This window comes from Bradyrhizobium sp. B124 (assembly GCF_038967635.1).
Taxonomy (GTDB): domain Bacteria; phylum Pseudomonadota; class Alphaproteobacteria; order Rhizobiales; family Xanthobacteraceae; genus Bradyrhizobium.
On sequence record NZ_CP152413.1, the window covers coordinates 3,573,139 to 3,592,093 of the forward strand.

Here is an 18,955-nt window from a genome sequence, read left to right on the forward strand (position 1 = left end):
TTTAAGTAACGAGCATGCTCCAGCCACCAGCCGGCACGCCCAATGACGAGATTTAGGGAGGCATGCCGCGCGCGCTGAAAGAAGATAAAGGGCCGATTTCCGTCCGCGAAGAGTGGCGCGCAAGGCGGAAGATTCGCCGGGAAAAGCAGCGCCAAGACAACATCCGTCGCGCGGCCAAAATGCATGCCGCCCGGTTGGCGAGCGACACGCACACCCCGAGACTCCCCCGTCCGCTGAAACAACCCCTCTACGTAGGATGCTCCGGCTGGCGCTACTGGAAATGGCGGGACTCGTTTTACGAAGGGGTGCGGCAGAACGACTGGTTCGAGCTTTATCTGAAGCGCTTCGACACCGTCGAAATCAACGCCTCGTTTTACTCGTGGCCCACTGTCGCCGGTGTCCAGTCTTGGCGCCGGCAGCCCGGACGGAAAAAGTTCGTCTACACCGTCAAGGTCTGTGAACTCATCACGCACATCAAGAGGTTCAAAGGCACGAAGACGCTGGTGAAGGATTTCGGGATGATCGCCGATATCCTGGGCGACCGGATGGGCTGCTTCCTGTTTCAGCTTCCGCCCAGCTATCGCTACACCAGGGGCCGGCTCAATAACATTGTCGGCCAGCTTGATCCTGCCCGCCGCAACGTCGTGGAATTTCGGCACGCCAGCTGGTGGAATGAAGAGGTTTACGGCGCCTTTCGTGAAGCAGGCATCATCTTCTGCTCCTGCAGTGGGCCTAGACTACCGGACGGACTGATCCGGACCGCGGATGAAGTTTATGTCAGGTTGCATGGTCCCAAGCGCTGGTATCGGCACGACTATACAAAGGAAGAGCTGACGGTGTGGACCGACAGGATTAACGCCAGCCGAGCCAAACGAGCCTGGGTCTATTTCAATAACGATAATGACGCCTATGCGCCGAAAAACGCCACCGCACTGCGGCGCATGTTGCGAAGCTTTGGGCCGCCAACCTCCGCGGCCTAACGCGTCCTTAGATGCTCAAGCACCACATTTGCCGCAGTCCGGCCAGTTTCTTGCAGCCGCTCGAGAGTTTCGGAGCCGATGTCGTCAGCTTCAGCCTTGAGCGCATCGGAGGCTTCGCGCACGCTTTGGGATACCGCTTCCGCCCGAGCATTCAGGTCCTTTTTGACGCTGTCGCTGAGCTTTCCGGCCCATTTGTTTTCGAATTCTGACCCACTGAACGCGCCGGCTACCGCCACTCCAACCGTCAAACCTATTGCGCCGATCAGAAGCGGTTGTCTCTCGAGCAGCGCCGAGAAGGATGATTGGACCTCTGCGATCGTCTCCTTTCGGGGCAGTGCATCGCCGAGCTTGCCCAAGTTTTTCTGAGCATAGGTAACGCCTTCATCCAACCCCTGCTTGACTGCATCCGCGGCGCTCGACATGGCAGCCGACGCCGTGCTTTTCGCATCGCGCACGGTGTCGCCCAAGTGTTGTGATAATCCGGCTTCCGTTTCCGGAGCGGTCGGCGGACTGCTCGTGAATTTTGGCGCGCTCGGCCGCAGATTGGCTCCAATATCGGCGAGCGGTCCTGTTGCCCCGCTCACCGATTTTGCCGCGTTCTTCAGCGTCTCGTTACCCAACAAGAGCCATATCGCGCCTCCGCCGATCAGCGCGGCGGCAAGCGGATTTTCCCGGACCGCGTCGCTCAGATTATCCAGAAAGCCTGATCGTGTGCCGGTCATCTCACCATTTCCTTCACGCTAATCTTGTCCTTCTCTAGCTGACGCACCGTTTCGCGAAGCGCCAAATTGCGGGCGTCCAGGCGGTTCATGCCGACGGCGAACAACACGCCGGCAACCGCTCCCGCAACGATGGCTGAGACAAGGTATGAACTCGGCTGCGACCAGCCGGCCGAGATCAAGGCTGCTGACAGCGCAAAAAGCGCCATGACGAGCGCGGGAATGACTAGAACGGCGCCCCCGGCGAAGAAGTCTCCAGCGCTGCCGATCTGCTGCACGTTCTCGCCCGCTTCGGCCTTGGCGAGATCAATCTCATTCTGGAAGAGCCTGGCGAACTGCGAGAGCGCCTCGCCAAGGAGGGTCGAAATCGCCTGAAGATCCGATTGAGTGTTCATGATGCATCCTCGCCGCCCGAGGATGTCTGACTTCCTGACGCCTTGAAGAAGCGTATTGCGGCGAAGCCAGCGAGCACCGACAATCCGAGAAAGGCAGCCGGCTGCCGTTTCGCGAAGTCGGACGCCCCGTCCACGAGATCACGAAAAGTTCCATTGCGGATCTTCTCGGCAGCGTCTTCGACGTAGTCAGCGGCGGAATTGATGCCGCGCGCGGCAAATGGTGCGTCGCTTTCGAAAGCATGGCCGGCTTGCCGAATGTTTCCGGCGAGCCGAGTCACGAAATCTGCCCCCGAGCGCTGCTGCTCCTCGGCCTTGTCCTGGAAGCGATCCGCGGCTCCCTCCGCCACGTCCTGTGCCGCGTCAGCCGCCTCCTTGAACTTGTCACGCGCGGCCTCGGTTGAGGCCCGCAGCGCATCGCCCGCGCGTTGTTCGACGTCGGCGCCTGCTTCGGCGATTTGGTCCTTCAGAGTGTTAGAGGCGGTCGAATCCTGTGCCTGAGAAGACGCGGCTTGTCGAATATGGGTCTCAAATTCGCTCATGACGATTTCTCTTCGGTTCGAGAGGGATTGAATGCCGCCGTCACCATGTCGTCGGCTGCTTCCTTCAGTCTTTCGGACAAATCCCGGGTCATCCGGCTGGCGTGTTTGCTGAGATCCGCATCCGACACGCTCTTGGCAGCGGCATCGGCAGCCGACAGTACCGCGTCCCTGGCCGTCTCGAATCCCGACTGAGCTGCCTTGCCTGCAGCACGTTTGACACCATCACTCGCCTCGCCGATTGCAGAGGCTTCAGCCCTTGTGTTGGGAAGAGAGGCCGCAATAATCGCTCCGATCGCGACCCCCACACCGGCGATCAAGGCGGCGTTGTCGTGGAAGACCTGACGCACGGCTTCCGGCGCGGCCGTCGCCTTTTCGCGCGCGGTCGAGCGGGCTCGATCGATGCTATCGTTTGTCGCGTCCGAGGCGGTGTCGATGCCTGCCCTCACTCGATCGACTGTCTGGGCTACCCGCTCTTTCAGGTCGCCGGCAAGCCCGGTCGCCGTGGCTTGCGCTTCGCTCGCCAGGTCGGCGGCCTTATGCCCCGTTGCGGATATCGCATCAGCTATACCTTCCCCTAGGGATTGAGCGCGTTCGGCTGCCTCACCTCCCATTTTCTTGGCCTTATCGATCGTAGGCCCCGTCGCCTCCTTGGCGCGCCTGCGAACGGTCTTCGACGTCAGGGCAAGACCGGCACCGATCATCAGAAGGGGAAGTGGAAAAACACGAGCCAGCCGCAGCACGGGCACCGCAACCGCAGTCCCCGCAGCGATCGTCTGGATCGGGTTTTCCATGGCTTGCTGCTGAAGCGAGTCGAGCCAACCTTGGGCTTTTCGGCCGACAAACTCGGAGACTTCTGACTTGATCCCCTGCGGGGAGACCTTGTAGCGCAAGTCTTCTGCGGTATCGGTGATCTGCTCTCTTAACCGATCGACGGTTGCCGAAAGCTGCGCGCGGCTCCGCTCGGACTCGCGCCTCAATTCCTCAACGGATATTGTCATGGCTGTCACCGATCTATCGTTCTTGTTTGAAGCGAACTCACGCTTTGTTGAATCGTTCCTCTGGCAGCCTCGCCTGCGGACGTGCACTCATCGGCGATGGCCTTGGTCAACTCGGCGCCAAACAGGAATCTCTGGGCGGAATAGTAGGTCCAAAACATCGGAATGATCAGCGCACCCGCTGCGCCATAGGTCGAGCTCGGCGCCGTCCGCCCGAGGTAAATGCCGACGAGCGATTTGCCGACCTTAAAGAATACGGCGGTGACGAATGCGCCCAGCATGAGCTCGCGCCACGGTATCGCTGTATCGGGCAGGACAGGTGCCGATCCGCCGGGCGTTGCCTATGTCTAGTCTATGGCCCCGATAGCAAAGCCGATCGGCCGATCGCCCATCTCGCAGGCTTCGAAGGGATCCTGCAGGTCGATGGCTATGCCGGCTATGGCAAGCTCGCCGAGCGTGGCGATGTCCAACTTGCATTCTGCTGGTCGCACATGCGACCTGGCCACACCCGGTCCCGCGCCCATTGCCAGCGAGGCGCTCAAGCATATCGCCGAGTTCTACGCCATTGAAAGGGACAGCCGTGGTCGCGGCGCCGAGGAGCGCCGTCTCGTTCGGCAGCAGAAAATCCGGGCGCTGCCGGAAGCGTCGAGCGATGGCTCCGCGCGAAGCTCGCGTTGATCAGCCAAAAGGGCAAGTTGGCCGACGCCATTCGCTGTGCGCTCTCACGCTGGGAGGGCCTGACGCGGGCGCGCCGCGCACGCCGAGGTCGCCATTCTCACCCCCGAGCGGGTTGGGGGTGTGTGGGCGCCGGGAGTATTCCCCAGACTTGCGACGCTGCCGGTTGTTCCTGAAGTCTGCGTCAGCCCACCCGCAGGTTTTCGGCTGAAGTCTTGCCCCGATTTTCCCTCTCTTCGTAGCTTACCTTTGCACCCTCATTGAGGCTGCTGAGACCGGCCTTTTCGACCGCAGAAATATGCACGAATACGTCTTTGCCACCGTTGTCGGGCTGAATGAACCCGTAGCCCTTGGTGGGATTAAACCATTTGACAGTACCTGTAGCCACGTCGTCTCTCCAATTTAAGTAAGGCTCCCAGCCTAGCGCTCGCGCGGGACATCGCAAGCCGGAACCGGGCGCCTATGCACTCCTCGCGACGAAACCGTTTCCGCGTTAGCAAACCAGAAACCAGATCGGCGCAGGCTTCTTTGCGGGACGGGACCGTTGGGGACTTAGATCGGTCGCGTTTCGGGAGGAGCTGGCGTACCGGCCCTGGCGCCAGCTCTTCTTCCTAACTTGTGTGAACCAGGCACAAGCGTTGCTAGGTTATCGGTGCTGGGGATTTCAGGGCCCAGAGGCTGGAAGAACAGGGCGCCGTCGGGACAAACGATTTCGGGCCCGGCGGCGTACTTTTCCCGCTTGCGTGAATCGGCACTATGCTGCCTTGACAGCGTCATTCCGTGCTAACTCTTCCCTGCACTCGGCGGCGAAAGACTTCAGTCGATCAATCGTGAGTTTGTCAAAGGCTCCTTTGGCCATCCGTTCAGCGCGGGCGAGTTGCTCTTTCAGGTACTCGATACGATCCATGTGCCGATCCTCCGGCCTGGACAACTTGAAGTAAATTGTCCCGTTCCGAGCATGCTCTCGACGTGCCTAACGGAGTATGAAGCGGCGCTGTCGGCTTTCAGTTTTAACGGGCGCGGCGCCCGATACCGAAACGCAGTGCCCTTCGGCGCACTAGCCGGTCCATAGGAACTAGTTCGTGCGGAGCTCGCCCGAGATGGTGCTGTCCGAATTAGGGGCACACGCGACGGGGAACTAGGACACCTTCCGGTTGGTTAAATTGTCGCGGCGAATCCCTTGTCGCCGGGAGGCCAGTTCGGTGCGGCTGTATTCTGATCGGATCGACAGTGGAGAAATTGCCTTCGCAAGCATGGTGGCGGGGTCGTTCATCGCGCTTCTTGGCAGCATTGCGTGGCTATTGATGGGATGCCGTTTGCGACGTGAAGCTGGGCACGCGCTGTGCTGACTCCTCACATGTCGGGATTTTGCGTACCTTCCTGGGGGCTAGATCAGCGCCGCCAGCGAGTATTTTAAGCAGGCGGCGTTGTTGTTCGCGGGGTGCGATAATCGCCACCGCGGTTCTGCTTCCTAATAAAATAACCCATGTGAATCTACGTGGTAATATTGCCACGTATACGCGGCGTCGTGACGAGAACTTCCGTTCTCGCTTGTCTCATCTCCGGATTCGGTGTGCGATCAAGTTGACCAATCTCGACTGACGCGGGACTGGCCATGCGGCCTCAGCAATCGCCCCTCGGGCCTCCAAGGGTTGCTGGGGCCGCGTCGTGTGTTTCTAAGCTCCGAGCAAAGCCGCTCTAAATCGTACGCCGGATGCCGCCGAAACGGGCAATTGAATTGCAGGTAGTACAATGCGCGTCGCGTGCCATGCCCTGAAGCCGACGCGAAGATAAATCCGGCGGCGGCGGAAGATAGGGCGTGTCAAGCCGCCCTTCTTCGCTTCTCTGGCACCTGTCGCTCGACATGCGAAGGGCCGCTTCCGAAGAAGCGGCCCCGCCATGATTCGTGGACGATTACCAGCCGCGTGTGCCGAAGCTGAAGCCGATACCCGGCCCGCCGCCGTAGTAACCATGGCCGCGACGCCCGGCGCGGGCCAGTACTGTTCGTAACCGGCACGGCAACAGTTTCACACTCCGTTGGCCACGCGAACGTTGCCGGTTTTTCGATCTTAGGAACGACCCGATTCGTCCCAAGTTCACCGTTCGAAGCAAAAGCGCAGTGGCTGAGGTGGGCGCTGGCGATCAGTTCGCATGCATGTCGGTGGTGGCAGTATTCTCACTCGCGCTGATCGTGACGTCTGTTCGCAGAATCGAGAGCGGCAAAGAACCTCGCAATGCCGGCCGTGCAAAAGGTCCGCGCCCCCGCTAGCCGGGCAAGGCAAAAAGACGCCGCTTCTTTCACGCTGGCTGCCTTTGAACTGTTTGAGGGCAATGCGGTCGGCTGAGTTGTTGCATCAACACGCGCCAGGCAGTCGACGACTATCTAAGGGGTACTGGAAAACGGTCAGGTGAGTTTTTGTTCACCGGCCGTCGTGTCCACACCGCTGCATGACAACGCGCCAATATGCCGTGTCTGCATGGATCGGAAGCGCCGGGCTGGACCCGAAGCTGTTTGGGAGGCATTCACTGCGGCGAACAAAAGCGACCGACAAGGCCATTCCGCTGGGCCTTCTGATCAACGAGATCGTGACGAACTCCGCCAAGCATGCTTACCCGAACGGATCGGGCGAGATCCGCGTTTCGGGCGCACGGCACGCCACCGGTTTGCGGGTGGAAGTATCAGATCAGGGTATCGGTCTGCCGAAGGATTTCGATATCGACCAACCTCGGGCGAGTCTTGGCTTCAAGGTGATCAAGAGCTTGATCGCCCAGCTGGAGGCACGCATTGCAGTGACGTCCAATTCGCCAAAAGGCGTCATGATCCAGCTTGACGTGCCCTTGGACGAGAACACGTCTTGAGCCGCAGCGAACATCGAAGAGGAAGGCCTCCCCTCACAAGGGAACAAAGCAGCGTTCCGACCGGGGCAACCCCGAAATATCCCCCGGAAAACATCATGTACCGCCGTGGCTGCGCCGCTGATTGCCGACCAACCGGAAGCTCGGACAGCAACATTCAGAACGTTCGCATGGTCTGCAATGAAGAAGGTCGTTGCTGGCGCGAACGCGGCGAGCGGTGCGTCGTCATTCGCGACTCCTATGGCTAGGCCCTCGAGAGCGTTACATCGATCGTCCGGCCTTGAAGACCGCAGGGTATCGACTTCCGCGCTCCCAGGGTCAGCGGTGGCATCGGCACCGATCGCTCCTGAATCGAACGAAGCTATCAGCGGAAGGCCGTCGAGAATCCGCGGCCTTTTCTAACTGCTCGACTTTTGAGAACCGCATCGGGCTGAACGGACCAAGGCGGCTGAAGCCGCTCTTTGCGTGGATCGTCGGACCGGCTTAGCCCTCGATGATATCGACGAGCTCGTGGCGGACGAAGAATGACCGTGCACCAAGACGAAATCGCATCCGGACCTCCGGATAGATTTCCACGATGCGGTCAACACCGGATGATACGCTGGCCGGGACGGCCGTGCCGATCGGGACGTTGAAGTCCACGTTGGTGACTTCGACGATGAAGCCGGAGAAGGTCGAGGAAGTGAACTGGGCAGGCTTTTCGGCGGGAGGCGTTGCGGTTGCTGTGGTGGCGGCGTTGCCGGTCGTCTTGCTGACTACAGCTTTTCTCGGCGCACCACTTGCACCGCGATTCAGATATAGGTGGTATTCGAGGAACTTTAGAAGGATGCCCTTGTTGTGTCGGTGGTCCCCGAACGCAGCGGGATCGCCAACCGCCACATGCAGCAGCATCACATGAACAACTTTCTTACGTCCCTGGCCGTATTCGGCCTTCTGGGAGCGGCAGTCATTGCCACGCCGGGCTTTGCTCCTCAGGTGGCGGCGGGCGAGACTTCCGTGTTGACGAAATCCGACCGGCTGGAAATTTCGGCGGTTGCGCGAAATTGCTCGCAGCACGTTTGGCCCCGCTTCGACGCGCAGTGTCTGCGCAGCAATGAAGCGATGGTTCCCAAAGTCTCGACAGTCACCGCCCGTCGCTAGGTGAAGCGGCATTTGCCGACGGGACGAACTGGAAGACCTTCATGAGGAGCTCGAATGGCCAAAACGTCATTCGGATCGGCCCTGCCTGTAGTACAACGTCTCGTTACGCTAATGGACGCCATTCGAACCAACGATTGAGGTATCAAAAATGAATATGTCGGGCGAAAGCCTCTTGATCATATTGTTCGTAGGTCTCGTCGCCGGCTGGTTGGCGGGTCAAATCGTACGAGGGACCGGATTTGGGATCATTGGTGATTTGATTATCGGTATCCTAGGGGCCTTTGTCGGCAGTTGGTTGATGCCTCGGCTCGGCATCCATCTTGGCAACGGCATCATTAGCGCGATCATGAACGCTACCATCGGCGCGATATTGCTGCTCTTCGTCGTGCGGCTGGTCCGCGGTAGCGCTGGATGGGGCAGCAGATGGCGCGGTCGTCGATGGGGATGGTGATACATCCCGGCGCGGCGGCAGCGGCACCATGCGGTGAGACGAAAGCAATGACGAGAACCGACTTTTGCGCCGGATCGCTGCCAGCATGAAGGATTTTTCGAATGCGTCGTTTCCGCCTGAAACGATCGCCATCATGAAAGCTGCCTTGGATACAGCGGTAGCTTCACTTCCCGATCCGGTCAGTTCTTCGCATGTCCAGGCGATAGCGGAGACGATCCTTCGCACCGCCAAGGACGGCGAGCGAGATCCCGTCATACTGCAGAGAATGGCATTGATCGAGCTTGGTATCTCAGCACGTTGATGCCCGCAGCAGCTCCGGCTTCAGCCCACTCATTTGTTGGCAGGCGGCAGCCGCAAGCCTCGGGCTCATCGAAGCACTCCTCCAGTCGAATTTAACTGTGTATTATAGTGCCGGCGGCGCGGCTACCGCTGGAGCGACGGCAGCGATGGCCGGCCTTGGTCCTGGTACATCGACGTCTGCGAGGCAGCACTCGATGCCGAACTCGCATTTCTCCGGTCAGGATAGTCGCGGACATCTCGCAACAGTGCCGTTAACCGAACTCTTTGCAGTCACCTTTCAGCAGCAAGAGCTGCCGTTCACAAATGGTACGCTAAGCTAGCAAGCTATCCGACTGCTAGTGGCACCGCCCTTGCCGCGCAGGAGTTAATCTGCAAATGGAGCTGAAACATCAGCCCACTTCTATCTGAACGCCCTTGCCGCCGTTGAGTAGACGTCTCAAATGGAAGCCCGTGAGGGGGTCATCGGCTTGCATTCCGACCAACGACGCGAAAGCCTGCACTGCCGAGATCTCGCCCGCCTCGAGTTTCGCGAAAGCCGCCGCATACTGCTCAGTGGCTGGTGCAGCGAACGCGCCCGGCAGTAGTGGCTCATGGGCGCGGAGGGGTTCACGCCGACCTCGCAGCAGGAGATCGCCGACCGGGCGGCCGCTAAAGCTATCAGCTGCGTTGGCGACCACAGCGCTGACGCAGATGCGCGTTCCCAATAGCTTGTTCGCACTCTCGAGCCGCGCGGCAATATTGATGGTGTCTCCGTAAGCGGTGTAGTCAAAAAAGCGGCTCCCGCCGAAATTTCCGACGAGCGCGGGCCCGGCGTGCGCGCCGATGCGGGTTGCGCCGAAGCTTACGCCCTTACTCTTCCATCGCCCGCGAAACTCCTGCGCCCAGCTGTCGAGGTCGAGGGCGCAGGCTACTGCGCGGGTGGCGTAATCGGGCTGATCACCGGGCGCATTGAATAACACCTGGATTGCGTCGCCGATCACCTTTGCCACAGTGCCCTCATGAGCAAATACGACGTCGGTCATGCCGCCCACATATTCGTTAAGTAGCTCGCTCAAGACTTCCGGCGCGGCGGCTTCCACCAGTGAGGTAAAGCCGGTGATGTCGGTGAAGATCGCGGCGACTTCCCGCCTGTGCACTTCCATGCCGCTTGCTCCGGCACTCGCCGCCAGGCGCTTGGCGATCTCGGGAGAGAAATAGCGGGCGAGCGAAGCATGGGCGCGCTCTGCCTCAAGCTGCCGACGCCGCGCCTCGCGCAACATCTCGACATGCCGGACTGTCTTGGCGATGGTCGCTTCCAGGTCGACAAAATCGATTGGCTTCGTCAGAAAGTCGAACGCTCCGCGATTCATTGCGGTGCGGATGTTGCTCATGTCGCCATATGCCGAAACGATGATGGTCGACTTCTTCACCTCGGCCTCCTGCAAGCTTTGCAGGAGCGACAATCCATCCATCCGTGGCATGTTGATGTCGGTTACCACCAGATCGATTTGCGGGTGCAGTTCGATCAGTTGGAGAGCTTCAATTCCATCACGAGCGAATAGAAAACTGACGGCCTCGTCGCGGATCTGCTTGCGGAATTTTTGCAAGACCAGTGTCTCGAGGTCTGGCTCATCATCAACCACGAGGATGGTCGAGCTCATGCCGCTTGCCCGAGTCGTGAATCGATTTCCAGGCGCACCAGAGCGAAGTCAATCGGCTTGGTTAGGAATCCTTGCGCGCCCTGTTCGATTGCTTTGCGTCTCGTTTCCGCATCTCCATAGGCCGTGATCATGACGACCGGTACGTCAGGTCTTCGCGCTCGCACCATCGGCAGCATTTCGAGTCCGCTCATGCCGGGCATGTTGATGTCAGACAGGATCAAGATCAGCGTGGCATCTCGAAGTTCTTCGGCGCGTTCCAGTGCCATTGGCGCGGACGTTGCGAATTCTATCTTGAATCGACCGGCACGGAGATCGCGCCGGAACTGCTGTCGAAACAGCGCCTCAATATCGGGCTCGTCGTCGACGACAAGGACATAAACGCTCAATTCCTGCCTCCAGCATGGTTTTGCGCTGCCAGTGCGCGTCGCAGCGTGATTATGAATTCGGTAAATACGCCCGGCTCAGTCTGGACATTGATTGTGCCGCCGTGCTGTTTCACGATGATATCGTGGCTCATCGATAGCCCCAGTCCCGTTCCCTCGCCCGGCGGCTTGGTCGTGAAGAATGGATTGAAGATCTTCTCCCTGACCTCCGGCGGAATACCGGCGCCGTTGTCGCGGATGTGGACTTCGACCCTGTCTCCCAAATTGTTAGTACTTGCCGTCAATGTTGGCTCAAAATCCTCACCTTCGACGTCTTTGCGCTTGCTCGCGGCGTAGAAGCCGTTGGAGATCAGGTTGAGGAAGACGCGGGTAATTTCCTGGGGATAGCAATCGATCAGCCCGGCGTCTGGAGCCAGCTCGCGTTTAAGCGTGATATTGAATCTGGGCTTCTCCGCGCGCGCGCCATGATAGGCAAGATTGAGACTTTCCTCGACGATCGCGTTGATATCAGTCGGCTGACGCTCGCCTGAACCTTCCCGGGAATGCAGCAGCATGTTTTTGACGATGGAATCGGCGCGCTTGCCGTGCTGCACGACTTTATCGAGATTGCCCCTCAGCATTTGCGTGAGCTCGCCAACCTCTTCTCTGGTCCTGTCATCGAGAGCGGCTGAGTGCAGCAGCTGGTCGAGCTCGTCGATCAGCTCAGTCGAAAGTGCCGAGAAGTTGTTGACGAAGTTTAGCGGGTTTTTGATCTCATGAGCGATACCTGCGGTGAGCTGGCCGAGCGAAGCGAGCTTCTCGGTCTGGACCAGGCGGTCTTGCGCCGTGCGCAGATCATCGAGCGAGCGCGACAGTTCCCTCGTCCGCTTACGCAGTTCGTTCAGCAAGCGGGCATTCTCGATCGCAATGACGGCTTGGGCCGCGAAGTGCTGAAGCAGTGCGATCTGCTTCTCCGAGAACAGGCGCCTTTCCTGTCGGAAGATCATGACATTGCCGACGACGCGATTGTCCTTTCTCAACGGCACCGCGAGAAGGCTGCGCGCTCCGCCAAGATCAACCAGCGCGCGCCTATTCGGTTCGCCGCTGCGATAAGCCGCGGACTCCAGGAGATCGGCGATTTCGACAAAGTCCTCACCTTCCAACAAGCGCGCCGGCGCCGTGTCCGGACCATAATGTAGCGGGTGGTTCCGCCGGTGTTCGTCATATGCCGGGGGTAAGCCCCGCGTGGCGGCGGTGTGAAAGGACACGCCATCGAATGTGTTCAGCACGCCAAAATCTGCGCCGCAGAGCTGCATTGCGTTATCGAGCATCGCGTCAAAGACGGGAATGAGATCGCCGGGCGAGCGGCTGATTACACTCAACACCTCCGCGGTCGCGGTCTGTTGCTGGAGAGTTTCTCTCAGTTCCGCCGTGCGCGCCTCGACCTTTTTCTCCAGGTCCGCATAGGATTCCTGAAGGCGAGCGGCCATGTCGTTGAACTGCTCCGCAAGGCCTTCGAGCTCGTCGCCAGTCCTGATCGAGATGCGCTGTGAGAAATCACCGGCACCGATCCGAGCTGCGCCGACCCCCAGGGCGTTGATTGGACCCACCATCCGTCGCGCCAGGAAGATACCGGCGAGTACAGCGAGGGTCGATGCGGCCAACAGCAGGAGGGCAAGGCGTTTCAAGGCGGCATACAGCGAGGCATAGGCCTCCTCGACCGGAAGCTCCACGAACATGGTCCAGTGCAGCGGCGAAATCGGCACAGAAGCGGTGAGCACCTGCTGACCCTGTATATTAGGTTCACCTTGCAAATCTTCGCCCACGCCCCCGCCACTCAGTGCCGCCCGCACCTGTGGAAGATTGGACATGTCGGTGTTGCGCAGCACGAGGCTGATGTCCGGGTGCGCGATAAGACGCCCCTGCGGGCCGACGACATAGGCGTGGCCGTGCTCGCCGACTCTGATCTGGGAGACCACATCCCAAATAAGTTTCAGGTTGACTTCAGCGACGCTTACGCCGGCGTCCTTGCGCGTGCCGGCGAGTGCCAGCGTCATGTAAGGTTCAGACTCGCGGCGGAAGTAAACCGGGCCGTAATAGACCTTGTGGGCCACCGCCTCGGTGAACTTTGGATCCTTAGAAAAATCGATCTCGCTTCCAATCACATCCATGGCAAGCCGCGAGACCCGCAACCGCTCCTTGCCGGTCGCGTCGAGCTGGGCGAGCTCGGTAATGGCGGGTACCTGGTGGAGCAACCGCAACGCATCGAAGCGGCGCTGTTCCATCGAGCTCGCCGACCACGGCAGCTGGGTCGTCCAGCCAATCTGGTTTTCAGTCTCCTTGATGAACTGGCTGATCTTCGCCGCCGCCGCTTCCGCCTGCTCGTGCTGAATGCGTATCAGCGATGCCTTGTGCTCGCTGTAATAGAAGAAGACCTCGAATATGCCGTTGGAGAGCAGGGCGATGCCGACGACCGCTACGAACAGCGCGACGTACTTGATGAAGAGGCGGCTGCGCACCCGCCCGGACGGCTGGATTGTTGACGCGCGCTCCTCCAGGGCGGCCGCAAGCCCACGGGCTTGAGACGCATCCGGGTGGAGGGAAACACTCATGCACGGAGCCTATCAACAAACCGCCCGCCTGTCTCTTGCTGCAATGCGGGAGCGAGGCAGTAGTTCGGGGCCGGTCGGCGTTTTGTACGTCCTCCGTACGGAGGCTGCGGGGATACTGGGATCTGGCCGTGCCTCCAGCACTCACAAGGTAACAGGCGGTTTGTCTCTGAGAGCTGGTCTTCCTGCGGTAACCACGCGCTTCAGCTCAGCGTCAGGACCGGACTTATGCAGCAGAGTGGAGCAGGCACCTATTCGATGACATCGCCGGCGCGGGCCAGCAACGTCGGCGGAATAGCTATGGCAAGCTCCTGCGCTGTCTTGAGGTTCACGGTCAGCTCAAATCGCACAGGCTGCTCCACGGGCAAGTCGGCCGGCCTTGCACCGTTTAGAATTTTTGCCACATACCCCGCTGAACGGCGATACATGTCCGCGAAATTCGGACCATAAGACAAGAGACCGCCCTCCCTGACATAGGCCACCGCCTCCCAGATCGACGGCAGACGATGACGTGTGGCAAGATCAATCAGTCGCGCGCGATGAAAATTGAAAAAAGGCGATGCGAAGACCGCCAGCCCATTGACGCCCCTGCGGACAGCTTCCGCGAACGCAGTCTCGAACTGCTCCACTCCTGCTTCAACGGGGTCGAATTCGACACCGAGCGCCTTGGCAGTTGCCGCAGCTTCCTCAAGCCCGCCCCCACCCATGCTTGGGTCGCGCAACCCCATCACACGCGTGACCGACGGCGCCGCCTCCTTGAGGATTTCGATGCGTTTGCTTTCAAGATCGGTGTTCGACATCGATAGACCGGTGACATTGCCGGTCGGCCGCGCCAGTGATGTGACGACACCGTTGGCGATTGCATCGCCGACGATGGCAAAGACTATAGGAGCCTTGGTCCCAGCTCTGGTCAACGCGTGGACAGCCTGAGGACCAGCCGTCACGATGACGTCGTATCCGCCCTTATTGACTTCCTCGGCGAGTCGCACGAGGCGGGCGGGATCGCCCTCGGCCCAGAGATAGTCGACGGCGATATTGCGGCCCTCGACCAATCCGTTCTCGCGCAGCCCCTGCTTGAACCCCTCAATCTGGCGGGGGTCGAGTACTGCAGCTCCTGTTGCTCCGAGATAGACGATCCGTGCCGTGCGGCCCACACTCTGCTGCGCGACGGCAACGGACGGAGGCGCCATCCCCAACGCACCAATCAACGTGATGAATTCGCGTCGCCTCATTCGATCGCTCCGTCAACGCCATCGTTGGCCGGTCCACATCGTCACAATCAGCGCTTGTCGGCCACCCGACTAAACGATCTTCGCGGTCCGCTTATGGCCCACAATCAGACTAGTGCCACGCAACATGAGCGCCTTATTCGATCACTTCGTCGGCAGTCGCAAGTAGCGAGGCCGGTATGTCCAAGCCGAGGCCCTTCGCGGTTTTCAAGTTCACCACCAGCTCAAATTTAGTCGGCAACTGCACCGGCAGGTTAGCCGGTTTCTCGCCCTTGAGAATGCGATCTGCATAGATGGCTGCCTGTCGAAATAACTCTATCAAGTCGACTCCATAGGACATCAGGCCCCCATCGGCAACGGCCGCACGCAACGCATAGATTGTCGGCAACCGATAACGTGCAGCGAGCTCAACGAATAGTTTACGCTGAGAGTTGGTTGTAGGATCGGACGGCACAATCAGACCGTAATCCGCCCCTTGTCCCCATTGACTCATTGCTGCTTCGACCGCGGTTGCTTCGCGCACCGAAGCCGAAATGACGTTGACGGCAAAGCCGGGAGCCGCGGTTTCCAGCAACGCAAGGATGCGTTTGTGCGTAGCATTGTCGGGATTCATCAAAACGGCAACGCGAGCCACTTGTGGCGCAACTTGCTTGAGTAGCCCAAGCAATTTCGCACCCAAGCTTGGCTCCATCACCGTAAAGCCCGTCACATTGCCTCCAGGATGGGCGAGGCTTTGCACTATGCCATCTCCCACCGGATCGCCCCCACCTATGAAGATGACGGGGATCATCTGGGTAGACGTCTGTGCCGCCTTCATCGCCGCATCACCATTCGCCAGCAGCACGTCGGGTGAGTCGCGTAAGGCTCGCTCCGTTGCAGATCGCACCCACTCGGCATCACCGGTACCCCATCGGAAACTAACCTGGAGATTTCCGCCGATTGTCCAGCCAGCCTTCTCGAGCTGGCGCTGAAAGACTGTGGCACGGAGCTGTCCCTGGGGATCGTTCTCGGGGTACAACATGACGACGCCGATCCGACGCACCTGCTGAGGCCGCTGCGCGCGAGCCACAAACGGAGAACTGGCGGCGGCTCCTGCAAAAATAAAGATGAGTTCGCGCCGCCTCATGATTCCCTTCTCAATAGGGCTTCACTGGTTTCGATGCGTGTTCACTATCGTCCGGCTCAGAGTGGAAGACACATGATACTAACACATATTCCAGCGTGCTTCGTAAGGATCGCCTAGGATTAAGTCTGCTTGGGTCGTCCAAGAGTGGACGCGCCGGCGTGCCGGAGCAATATCAGGACTATCCTCATACCAACCGCAGCCAGGTAAGGTGCCGCCTCAAGGTCGGAACAGGGCTCATGCAACGCTGCCACGCACTATCGCGAGCGAGTAGCGCCGGCCGCACTTAAGGGCGCCTTTGCGGCCGTCAGATTGATCACGAATTCCAGTTTGACATTAACGGAAGTGGCGAGATCTCATTCGATTACCTCGTCGGCTCGGGCAAGCAGTCCGGGCGATACAGTAAGACCGAGCGCCTTGGCGCTCTTCAAATTGAAGAACAGCTCTACTTTGGTAGATAGCTGTACCGGCAGGTCGCCAGGCTTCTCACCTTTGAGAATCCGGCCGACGTAGAGGCCAGCGTGGTGGTACGAATCGATAATGCTCCCGCCATAGCTCATCACACCGCCAGCCGCGGTGAATTCTCGATACTGATAGATCGCAGGCATTGCCAGGCGAAGCGAGGTCGCTCCTAGTTTTTCTGCTCGGCTGGTGAAGAGCTGATCGGTGCCGACTATCAGGGCGCCCACGCCCAACCCTGGCAGACTGGCGAACACTGCGTCCAGCTCTTCGTCGCTGCGCGCGTACAATACTTGCAGCTCGAGCCCCAGTGAGCCGGCTGCTGCCTGAACGGCCGGTACAACAGACTTAGCCAGGGGATTGGTCGGGTTGACGAGAAGACCAGCGATCTTCACGTTGGGCATCAATTCATGCATCAATTCGAGGCGCTTTGGCGCGGTCTCGACGTTAATGTGCGCCGCGCCTGTAAGATTGCCGCCGGGTCGGCTAAGGCTATCAACGAGCCCTGTCCGTACAGGATCGCCGCCAATCGCAAAGACAATCGGTACGGTCGTGGTCGCTAGTTTCAGAGCCAACGCCGCCGGCGTGGTGACCGCAACGATCACGCTTACCTGACGACGAACCAGATCGGCCGCCAGCGCCGGCAGACGCTCATACTGCCCGTCGGCCCAGACATACTCGATCTTCACATTCTGGCCCTCGACGAAGCCCGCCTCGCCAAGGCTCTTCCGAAATGCTCCGATCATGGGCGCATAGTCGCGCGACGACGTGCTGCTGAGCAAACCGATTATCGGCATAGGTTGCTGCCCTCTTGCGGCAAACGGCCAGATCATCGCCGCCGCACTCAGCACCGCGATGAACTTACGCCGCTGCATATCTCCTCCAGGGAACACGCACGCTTGTCAGTGTTCAGAGCTCAACGTGTTGCGTGAGCCGAAGCGCACCTTACGATCGGGTAGCGAACGAGCCGAACGTCTAAGTCGGGTCAAGAACGCCGCTTTGGCGGTCGACGGGTCGTTTCCGGTTTGCCGTCATCGGACGTCGCCGGGGCTGTCCGATGTTCCGCATTTCAGGTCACAAGGACCTTATAGATCGCAGCAAACGGAACCCCTATTCGATCACCTGGTCGGCGCGGGTAAGTAGCGTGGCCGGTAGAGTAAGACCAAGCGCTTTGGCGGTTTTGAGGTTGATGACCATTTCGAATTTGCTCGGCTGTAAGATCGGCAACTTGTTCGGCTTCTCGCCCGCCAGGATTCGGCCGACGTATCGTCCCGCCATGCGCAGTTCGTCTGTGAAAGTCACGCCATAGGCGATTAGACCACCGGCGAGCGCGAACAAGCGATGGAAATAGATCGTCGGTATGGCATGCTGAGCCGCAAGCTCGACGAGCTGAGCCGGCTGACTGTAGAAGAATGTATCGGTGCCGATCATTAGAGCCGCGCCCGCCTGTCGGGCGAGTGCCGCGAATGCAGTAGCAATCTCACCCTCGTTGCTCGCGGCCAATACGCGCAGTTCTCGGCCGGTTTGTTGCGCCGCCGCTCGCGCGTCATAGGCTTCGGTTTCGGCATTCGGATTACGCTGATTGACCAGTAGGGCGAATGCGGCCGTGGGCGCGACCTCGGCGAGGATCTCGACCCGCTTTCCCGTCAGGACGTCGATAAACAGAGTTACGCCCGTGATATTCCCGGTCGGTCGGCTCAAACTGCCGACCAGGCCATATTTTACCGGATCGTCCCCGGTCGCGACCACAATAGGGATAGTTGATGTGGCGGCCTTGGCCGCAAGCCCCGCGACAGCACCGCCCACCGCCGCGATAACGGTAACCTGGCGTTTTACCAGATTGGCGGCCAACGACGGTAGCTTATCGTACTGGCCCGCCGCCCACGCAAATTCAATGGCGATATTCCGCCCCTCGACATAGCCGGCCTCTTTGAGGCCGCCGCGAAAGGCCGCCACTAGTGGGGCAAAGGCATCAGCCGATCCGCTGCACAGAAATCCAATCACCGGCATGGCCGGCTGCTCTGCGTGCACCGCCAGCGGCAAAGACACCGCCGTGCCGCCGAGAAGCGTGATGAACTGGCGTCGTCGCATTTGACCCGCCGACAACACATCTTTGCGCAATGCACAAAGCTTAGCACTTTGCGACCGAGCGGCGAATGAAAAAGAGCAAGTAGCCAACCTCAGAAGCTGGTCGGGCCCCACGTCTCAGTTCTGTGTAAAAACGCGAAGACGCTCAATCGCGATAGAAGAAATTATTCGTCCAAGACCCCTATGGTCGCCCAACTCACAAGCGAATTCAACTTAGAAGTCGAATGAAAAATTTCATTCTCGTCGCGTTTCGATTTTTTGAGTTTTTACACAGCCAGGGTCAAACTCGGAAGTCGGAACGCGCGATCGCGACGTCCGCTTCACTTCCGGCACCGGACCTTCAATAGCCAGCGCGGCCCTTCCGAGAAGGGCGAATAGGCGAAATCGCGCTCATA

The 18,955-nt window shown here is 59.6% G+C and carries 20 protein-coding genes and 2 pseudogenes; 7 read left to right on the plus strand and 15 right to left on the minus strand.

Annotation, left to right across the window (positions count from 1 at the left end; all coding sequences use genetic code 11):
- The first annotated feature begins 62 nt into the window (after positions 1-62).
- Positions 63-980, plus strand: a complete 918-nt coding sequence (locus AAFG13_RS17130; RefSeq protein ID WP_342712729.1) for a DUF72 domain-containing protein — start codon at positions 63-65, stop codon at positions 978-980.
- Here AAFG13_RS17130 and AAFG13_RS17135 read toward each other — a convergent pair.
- The 5 genes from AAFG13_RS17135 to AAFG13_RS17155 are packed head-to-tail and all read right to left on the minus strand — an operon-like array spanning position 977 to position 3,942.
- Entirely contained in the window at positions 977-1,702 is a 726-nt protein-coding gene (locus AAFG13_RS17135) for a hypothetical protein (protein ID WP_342712730.1), read from the minus strand. The two genes, AAFG13_RS17130 and AAFG13_RS17135, sit on opposite strands and share 4 nt — an antisense overlap.
- The gene (locus tag AAFG13_RS17140; protein WP_342712731.1) at positions 1,699-2,094 is read right to left on the minus strand and encodes a phage holin family protein; all 396 of its coding nucleotides are present in this window, start codon (positions 2,092-2,094) and stop codon (positions 1,699-1,701) included. Before AAFG13_RS17140 ends, AAFG13_RS17135 begins: the two co-directional genes overlap by 4 nt.
- Positions 2,091-2,633, minus strand: coding sequence for a hypothetical protein (locus AAFG13_RS17145; RefSeq protein ID WP_342712732.1), 543 nt, complete (start codon positions 2,631-2,633; stop codon positions 2,091-2,093). Before AAFG13_RS17145 ends, AAFG13_RS17140 begins: the two co-directional genes overlap by 4 nt.
- Positions 2,630-3,631: a DUF3618 domain-containing protein gene (locus tag AAFG13_RS17150; protein WP_342712733.1), complete on the minus strand. Its 1,002-nt coding sequence runs from the start codon at positions 3,629-3,631 to the stop codon at positions 2,630-2,632. Before AAFG13_RS17150 ends, AAFG13_RS17145 begins: the two co-directional genes overlap by 4 nt.
- A 5-nt stretch (positions 3,632-3,636) precedes the next feature.
- A complete protein-coding gene (locus tag AAFG13_RS17155; protein ID WP_342713350.1) occupies positions 3,637-3,942 on the minus strand; it encodes a YhjD/YihY/BrkB family envelope integrity protein in 306 nt (101 codons plus the stop codon).
- A 4-nt stretch (positions 3,943-3,946) separates the two neighbouring features.
- On the opposite strand from AAFG13_RS17155, the pseudogene AAFG13_RS17160 reads away from it, so the two are divergent.
- Positions 3,947-4,371 (plus strand): annotated as a pseudogene (locus AAFG13_RS17160) (transposase); the annotation flags it as partial.
- 116 nt (positions 4,372-4,487) lie between these two features.
- On the opposite strand, the gene AAFG13_RS17165 reads toward AAFG13_RS17160, so the two are convergent.
- On the minus strand, positions 4,488-4,691 hold the full coding sequence (locus AAFG13_RS17165; protein ID WP_076865209.1) for a cold-shock protein: 204 nt from the start codon (positions 4,689-4,691) through the stop codon (positions 4,488-4,490).
- Positions 4,692-5,057: 366 nt separating this feature from the next.
- Positions 5,058-5,210 (minus strand): hypothetical protein, encoded by a 153-nt coding sequence (locus AAFG13_RS17170; protein WP_342712734.1) that lies wholly within the window; start codon positions 5,208-5,210, stop codon positions 5,058-5,060.
- Positions 5,211-6,751: 1,541 nt separating this feature from the next.
- Between AAFG13_RS17170 and AAFG13_RS17175 the strand changes: the two genes are divergently transcribed.
- Entirely contained in the window at positions 6,752-7,162 is a 411-nt protein-coding gene (locus tag AAFG13_RS17175) for an ATP-binding protein (RefSeq protein ID WP_342712735.1), read from the plus strand.
- A gap of 480 nt (positions 7,163-7,642) precedes the next feature.
- On the opposite strand, the gene AAFG13_RS17180 is transcribed toward AAFG13_RS17175, so the two are convergent.
- On the minus strand, positions 7,643-8,050 hold the full coding sequence (locus AAFG13_RS17180) for a hypothetical protein (protein WP_342712736.1): 408 nt from the start codon (positions 8,048-8,050) through the stop codon (positions 7,643-7,645).
- 3 nt (positions 8,051-8,053) lie between these two features.
- Here AAFG13_RS17180 and AAFG13_RS17185 point away from each other — a divergent pair, with 3 nt between their 5' ends.
- The 4 genes and pseudogenes from AAFG13_RS17185 to AAFG13_RS17200 form a co-directional block, all read left to right on the plus strand.
- Positions 8,054-8,299: a hypothetical protein gene (locus tag AAFG13_RS17185; RefSeq protein ID WP_212320283.1), complete on the plus strand. Its 246-nt coding sequence runs from the start codon at positions 8,054-8,056 to the stop codon at positions 8,297-8,299.
- 148 nt (positions 8,300-8,447) lie between these two features.
- The gene (locus tag AAFG13_RS17190) at positions 8,448-8,750 is read left to right on the plus strand and encodes a GlsB/YeaQ/YmgE family stress response membrane protein (protein WP_342712737.1); all 303 of its coding nucleotides are present in this window, start codon (positions 8,448-8,450) and stop codon (positions 8,748-8,750) included.
- A gap of 85 nt (positions 8,751-8,835) precedes the next feature.
- Entirely contained in the window at positions 8,836-9,051 is a 216-nt protein-coding gene (locus tag AAFG13_RS17195; RefSeq protein ID WP_342712738.1) for a hypothetical protein, read from the plus strand.
- A 111-nt stretch (positions 9,052-9,162) separates the two neighbouring features.
- Positions 9,163-9,270: pseudogene (locus AAFG13_RS17200) on the plus strand (3'-5' exonuclease); the annotation flags it as partial.
- Between the two features lie 169 nt (positions 9,271-9,439).
- Here the strand turns inward: AAFG13_RS17200 and AAFG13_RS17205 are convergent.
- From AAFG13_RS17205 to AAFG13_RS17235, 7 genes are all read right to left on the minus strand, one after another.
- Positions 9,440-10,690 carry an adenylate/guanylate cyclase domain-containing protein gene (locus tag AAFG13_RS17205; RefSeq protein ID WP_212320288.1) on the minus strand — a complete coding sequence of 417 codons (1,251 nt, stop codon included), beginning with the start codon at positions 10,688-10,690 and terminating at the stop codon, positions 9,440-9,442.
- Positions 10,687-11,076, minus strand: a complete 390-nt coding sequence (locus AAFG13_RS17210) for a response regulator (protein WP_342712739.1) — start codon at positions 11,074-11,076, stop codon at positions 10,687-10,689. The genes AAFG13_RS17205 and AAFG13_RS17210 overlap by 4 nt, the downstream gene beginning before the upstream one ends.
- Positions 11,073-13,664: an ATP-binding protein gene (locus AAFG13_RS17215; protein WP_342712740.1), complete on the minus strand. Its 2,592-nt coding sequence runs from the start codon at positions 13,662-13,664 to the stop codon at positions 11,073-11,075. Before AAFG13_RS17215 ends, AAFG13_RS17210 begins: the two co-directional genes overlap by 4 nt.
- A gap of 248 nt (positions 13,665-13,912) precedes the next feature.
- Positions 13,913-14,893: an ABC transporter substrate-binding protein gene (locus AAFG13_RS17220; RefSeq protein ID WP_342712741.1), complete on the minus strand. Its 981-nt coding sequence runs from the start codon at positions 14,891-14,893 to the stop codon at positions 13,913-13,915.
- Positions 14,894-15,026: 133 nt separating this feature from the next.
- Positions 15,027-16,016, minus strand: coding sequence for an ABC transporter substrate-binding protein (locus tag AAFG13_RS17225; RefSeq protein ID WP_342712742.1), 990 nt, complete (start codon positions 16,014-16,016; stop codon positions 15,027-15,029).
- Between the two features lie 353 nt (positions 16,017-16,369).
- Positions 16,370-17,347: an ABC transporter substrate-binding protein gene (locus AAFG13_RS17230; protein WP_342712743.1), complete on the minus strand. Its 978-nt coding sequence runs from the start codon at positions 17,345-17,347 to the stop codon at positions 16,370-16,372.
- A 235-nt stretch (positions 17,348-17,582) separates the two neighbouring features.
- Positions 17,583-18,563 carry an ABC transporter substrate-binding protein gene (locus AAFG13_RS17235; RefSeq protein ID WP_342712744.1) on the minus strand — a complete coding sequence of 327 codons (981 nt, stop codon included), beginning with the start codon at positions 18,561-18,563 and terminating at the stop codon, positions 17,583-17,585.
- Between the last annotated feature and the right edge of the window lie 392 nt (positions 18,564-18,955).